Genomic DNA, 6,171 nt, shown 5'->3' with positions numbered 1-6,171 from the left:
GACACAATATTCAATAATTTAATCAAAAGAATGGTAAAAGCAGATAATATTTGTCAAAAGGAGATTATATGTAACTAACTGCTTACCTCAATAAATATTTTTTAAAATATTTTTAATCAGTGGTAAAACTCATAGTATGTAACTCAATCCAAATTTCCAGATCTTACTCTAAAATACTGGAGGCTAGATACTCAATAATACACTAACAGCATTTCCTCCAAAACCAACCGAATTCACTAATACTTTTTTAATCGGTTTTGTTTGATTTTGTGCTTTCGTAAAAGGAACAGGTATAAACTGATTATTTTGCAACATCATCACTGCCAGTTCAATACTCAACATACCTGAAGTACCAAAAGTATGTCCTATTTTCCATTTATTTGTAGTTAATAATGGAAGCTCTTCTCCAAATACTATCTGAATCGCTTTGTATTCAGTTAAGTCCCCTTTTATAGTTCCAGGGGCATGCATAACAATAGCATCCACGGACGAAATAGCAGTGTTTGCTAACGCCATTTTCATTGATTTCTGAAAACAAATTGCTTCTGCCGAAATGGAAATATTATGCTCTAAAATTTCAGTAGCATAACCAAATCCTGCTACGTACGCCAAAGCATTTTCTTTTTCACCCAATTCCAAGCAACAAACCGAAGCCCCTTCACCCAAAATCATGCTGTTTTGTTTTTTATCTAAATCAAAGGCTCGGTTGGGATAATCTTCTTGATTTTTAGAATAAATTTTTAATGCTCGCATTTGTCCAATCGTAAAATCGGTTAAAGGTGCTTCACTACCGCCCACCATAAATTTTTCGGACATACCTGCGCGCAACCATGCAATACCATTGAGCATGGAATGTAATGCAGTAGAACAGGTAATGGAATGTGATATTTCGGGACCTGTAGATTGTAAATCATGTGCTACCCATGAAGAAATATTTCCTAATGTTGTCGTAGGGGAGGCTAAAGTCTGTGCTTTTCCAGATTCTAAGTATTCTCTATGGTGCTTCTCAAATAAATCGGTCGCTCCTCTAGACGAACCAATATTGATACCAAAATCATCACCTTTTGTCCAGCCAGCTTGTAACATAGCTTGGCGAGACGCATAGATAGCTAGTAAAACGGTTTTATCAAGTGATTTGTATTTTGGGTCTGATTCACTTAACTCTTTAATCATTGAGGCATCTTGATGGCTCAGTGCGCCCACAATAGTATCTTGATAGTCTAAAAATTGTTTAGAAAAACAAGTTTCTTGATTCAAATAATTCCCCCATATTGTTTGGGAATTTGAGCCTAAAGATGAGATGGAGGCTAGTGCAGTGATGGCTATTTTTTGTGACAAATCATTACTATTTATCATGCAAAGATACATAAAGGTTTTCTTGTCCGAAAAAATACTAGACAATAAAAAAAGGCTCAACTTTTTAAAGTTAAGCCCTTTTCTGGATGTTTTATTGTTATTATAGTTCTGTGATGATAAATTCACTTCTTCTATTGAGCTGATGTTCTTCTTCTGTACAGCTTACTCCATCACTACATTTATTAACTAGCTGTGATTCTCCATATCCTTTACCTGTGAGTCTGTCTGCTTTAATACCTCTTTTAACCAGCCACGCTACAGTTGACTTTGCTCTTCTGTCAGAAAGAGCCTCGTTGTATTTGAAGCTAGCTCTACAATCGGTATGAGAACGAATATCTATTTTCATGTAAGGATAATGATTCATTACATCAAGTATCTTTTCAAGATCGATAGCTGCTTCAGGTCTAATGTCTGATTTGTTAAGGTCAAAATAAATCATTTTAATTCCAAAACATTTTCCTAAGTCATCCCCAAGTGCAACTTTACATGTAATTCTTTCTAAGGCAATATCAAGTTGTGTTTTTCCATCTTCGGAATTTGTTATTGCTTTTTCTTCTCGAGTGTTATATTTGTCTTTTTCAGCTCTTAAATGATAAACTTTTCCACAATCTACTTTTATAGAATAATTTCCATTCTGGTCGGTTATAAAGGAAGATACTTCATTGAAATCTTTGTCGAAAAGAGTCAATTTTGTATCAGGTAAAACTTCTTTTGTATCGATGTCAGTAATTTGCCCAAACAACTCCTGCACGCATACTGGCTTTTTTTTAATTTCAATTTTGAGAAACTTGTAAATATCATCAAAACCTAGTCCGCCAGGTTTGTTGGACGTGAAAAAACCTCTTTGAGTTTCATGATCAATTAGATAGCCAAAATCATCATCAGGTGAATTGATATCAGCGCCAATATTATGAACGTCCCCAAAATTTTCATCTTCTATCTTAGACGTGAAAATATCAAGTCCTCCTAAGCCGGGATGACCATCAGAGGCAAAGAAGATTTCGTTTTTTTCATTGATGAAAGGAAAAGTTTCTCTACCCGGGGTGTTAATTTTACTACCTAAGTTTTTAGGTTTTCCATAAGTTCCTATTCCTTTTATAGATACACTATATATGTCCGAAAGTCCAAGCGTACCAGGTCTATCTGAGGCGAAATATAATGTCTTCTCATCAGGGCTAAGAGCTGGATGCGCAGTAGAAAAGTCATCACTATTGAAAGGGAGCTCAACTATATTTGACCATTTATCATCTTTTAGTGTAGCTCGGTATATTTTTAGTAAAGTGGTGTTGTTTTCATTTTTCCCTTTTTTTCCATCAAGATAATTGTTTCTTGTGAAATACATTGTTGTTCCGTCTTTGGTAAATACAGGTGTAGATTCGTTATACTTCGAGTTGATTGTATTGTTTAAAGGTACTGGATTACTAGGGTTTAATTGCTCGTCTAATTCTGCTACAAATATATTGGTGTAATATTGATTGGTCCAGGTATGTTTTTTTTGATTCTTACCACCAGTACTTCTAGAAGATGTGAATACTAGTTTTTTACCATAGAAAGAAGATCCGTAATCATAAAATTCAGTATTAATATTTGTTTTTTCAACATTATACTTCCCGGTATTCGCTTCTATATCATTTAGGTAATTTTGATTTTCAGTGTATAATTCTGCCCTAGTGTCATCTGAAGAAAGTGCTGCAAATTGCAACATAACCGAGTCAGCTTTTTTATTTTCTCCGATTGATCGTAATGATTGTGCATATCTATAATATATTTCCGGCTTCACCTCTGTAGTGGTTGCAAAAAGCTCTTTGTACCATTTGGCAGCATCTTCTAGTTGCGCATTGAAGTAGTAGGAGTTTCCTAGTTTTTCAAATAAATCTGCCGATCTGTATCCTTTTTCAGCTATTCTTTCATAAGTTTTAATAGCGTCAATGTAGGCAAATCTGTCGTATTTTTTATCTGCTAATTCTAGTTTGGCTTTTTGTGAATAAATGTTTAAACAAAAAATACTTGTTAGAGTAAGGAAAAGTAAAGTTATATTTTTCATAATATGTTTTTTAGAAGTATCTACTGTCAGATGATGCTATTTTATTTTTTGAAGATTCAATAATCTTCTTTTGTTAAAACCACTATTATATAATATAGTTGAGTGTGATTTCGTTAGCTCATTTGGTGTAGTACTTTTAACTTTGATTAGAATTATAGGTGTTGTTCTAGTTGTAGCTTTTAGAATACTTGCAAAAATAAAGTATCATTTTAAACCTAGTTATGTTAATAAGGTTGTTAATAATCAACAAATTTATAAAATAATAACAATTTTGCCGTGCAATTCCTTACAAATTTCATAGTATCCGATTAAAACTAAGTTTGTATCGATAAAAGGCAGTGGTTAAGACTGTGTTGTCATAGAATATGCTGTTGTATTGTGTTTTAGAATGGTTAAAAAAAGTTATTATATTCGTGATTATTTGTACTATTGTTCTATTTTGAATCATAAGATTTACAAAACAGCTTCAATCAAGGAGTAGATTTTCTCCAATTGAGAATCGGTAATTACGTAGGGAGGTAGTATATAAACAATATTTCCAACAGGTCTCAAGATGATTCCGTTTTCGATAAAGAAATTATATAGTTTGTTTCGAAAAGAACCGTAATACGATTCTTGATTTTCGGTCTTAATTTCCAATGCAAAAATCACCCCCAAAACACGAGTTGTCTTTACTTTTGGGTGGTATTTGATTTTATTTTCAAAAGCCAGGTGTCTTTTGTTTACTCGCGCAATATTAGCTTGCATTTCGTCTGATTGTAGCAGTTGTAAACTAGCTAAAGCTGCTGCACAACCCGTAGGATTGGCTGTAAAGGTATGTCCGTGAAACAAAGCTTTATTAATATCATCGTCATAAAAACCATCAAAAATCTCTTGGGTAAAACTAGTAATTGCCATCGGGATAGCGCCGCCAGTTAGTGCCTTTGAGATGCACATCATATCTGGCATTTCGGTCAAATAATCGCAGGCAAAGTTCTTTCCTGTTTTTCCAAAACCAGTCATCACTTCATCAGCAATTGTAAACACTTGATTTTTTTTACAAATTGCTATTAGCTCGTTCAAAATTTCAGGTTGATACATAACCATTCCAGCCGCTCCCAATACTAGCGGTTCAAAAATAAAGGCAGCACATTCTTGCGATGCTGCATGATGATTCAGAGCTTCTACTGTTGCTTGCTCATTTCCAGTAGTGGGAACAGGAATGCGAACAACCTCAATTAACGAATCTTTAAAAGCTTCTGTAAAAAAAGAAATTCCACTTGCGGCCATAGCGCCAAAAGTATCACCATGAAAGGCATCTTCAAAAGCTATAATTTTTGTTTTCTTTATACCCTTATTAAAAAAATACTGCATCGCCACTTTTATAGCAATCTCCACAGCAGTCGATCCATTGTCAGAGTAAAAAAGTTTATTTTGGTTTGCAGGCAATACAGCAATCAATTGTTCTGAAAGTGCTACCGCAGGCTCATGTGTAAAACCTCCAAAGAGTACGTGTTCCAAAGTCGTTAACTGTTTGTATATGGCATTGGCAATTACTGGATTTGAGTGTCCGTAGGGGTTTACCCACCAGGATGCAATTGCATCAATATATTCTTTTCCGTCTTCATCCCAAAGTAAAGCACCTTCTCCCTTGACAATTGCAATCGGAATTTGAGCTGTTTTATGTTGAGTGTAAGGATGCCAATTGTGTTTTTGATTTCGTTCTGCTAGTGTCATGGATGTAATTTGTAGCAAAGATACACAGTCATTCTATAACACTCATATTTGTCAGGTTTTTTTTTCTATCCCTGAAGGGTTTTAAGTCCTTTGATGAGTAATTACGTAAATATAATCCATTCTTCATGCAGGGATTTTAAGTGACTGTAATTGTCATTGTCAAAATAGAATGGGTTAAAATCCTTTCTTGGAACAGGTGTCTAGCCTATGATTCTGTATCCTCTATATTTGTAATGCAGCGATGATGAAATCAAAACCTGTTAATTTTTATTCTTATTAGGTTTAAAGAGAAAAATAGGGTAGTGAATATTAGGGCCTCTCTTAGTGTTCTAGTCAGTAATCAAAAAGGTTATTTACAAGTTCAAGAGCTTCTCTCTAAATAAATCTGCGTATTCTTGTATTACATTTTGGTCAAAATAAGGCTCTTGTTGAATACGGCCCAAGAATTTTACTCCAGTTTTCTTTAAGATAATTGATTCTGTTGCTTGGTTTTTATCACCACTAAAAATGATTCCGGATACTTTTAAGCCCTTGTTTTGCAAGACTTCAATCGTCAATAAGGTATGATTGATGCTGCCAAGATAATGTCTCGAAATCACAATTACCTTGTAATCGGGTTTTATAAGGTCAATAATAGTGTCTGTGTCATTCAATGGAACAAAAATTCCACCAGCACCTTCAATAACTAAATGATTATTAGTTTCTGGAGCTTTAATTTTATTTAAATCAATTGTAATTCCGTCCAGTTGAGCTGCCAAATGTGGACTTGCAGGAGTCATCAAAGCATAGCTGTTGTCGTGAAATTTTGATTTAGTATTCGTTACGTAGGATTGTACTTTGATTGTGTCCGAGTTTTCTAAATCCCCTGCTTGTATCGGTTTCCAATAATCTGCTTCTAATGATTGGGTGATAATTGCTGAAGCTACTGTTTTACCGACATCGGTAGATATTCCTGTGATAAATAATTTCATGTGTTTCTATTTCGCAAAGAGTAACAAAGATAGAAAAGAAGATGTATAAAGTTTTCATAAAACCTGTATTATCGTTTCGTGTCT

Annotated in this window: 4 protein-coding genes; all 4 read right to left on the bottom strand. The window is 34.2% G+C overall.

Annotated features, from left to right (window positions below; all coding sequences use genetic code 11):
* Positions 1-183 precede the first annotated feature (183 nt).
* The gene (locus M2326_RS15725; RefSeq protein ID WP_264620497.1) at positions 184-1,338 is read right to left on the bottom strand and encodes a beta-ketoacyl synthase N-terminal-like domain-containing protein; all 1,155 of its coding nucleotides are present in this window, start codon (positions 1,336-1,338) and stop codon (positions 184-186) included.
* Between the two features lie 118 nt (positions 1,339-1,456).
* Positions 1,457-3,400, bottom strand: coding sequence for an OmpA family protein (locus M2326_RS15720; protein WP_264620496.1), 1,944 nt, complete (start codon positions 3,398-3,400; stop codon positions 1,457-1,459).
* Positions 3,401-3,853: 453 nt separating this feature from the next.
* Entirely contained in the window at positions 3,854-5,116 is a 1,263-nt protein-coding gene (gene bioA, locus M2326_RS15715; protein WP_264620495.1) for an adenosylmethionine--8-amino-7-oxononanoate transaminase, read from the bottom strand.
* A 353-nt stretch (positions 5,117-5,469) separates the two neighbouring features.
* A complete protein-coding gene (bioD, locus tag M2326_RS15710; protein ID WP_264620494.1) occupies positions 5,470-6,087 on the bottom strand; it encodes a dethiobiotin synthase in 618 nt (205 codons plus the stop codon).
* Between the last annotated feature and the right edge of the window lie 84 nt (positions 6,088-6,171).

It is taken from the genome of Flavobacterium psychraerolatum (genome assembly GCF_025960985.1).
Lineage (GTDB): Bacteria > Bacteroidota > Bacteroidia > Flavobacteriales > Flavobacteriaceae > Flavobacterium.
The sequence above is the reverse complement of the archived record's forward strand: the minus strand, read 5'-3'. Positions and strand labels throughout refer to the sequence as shown.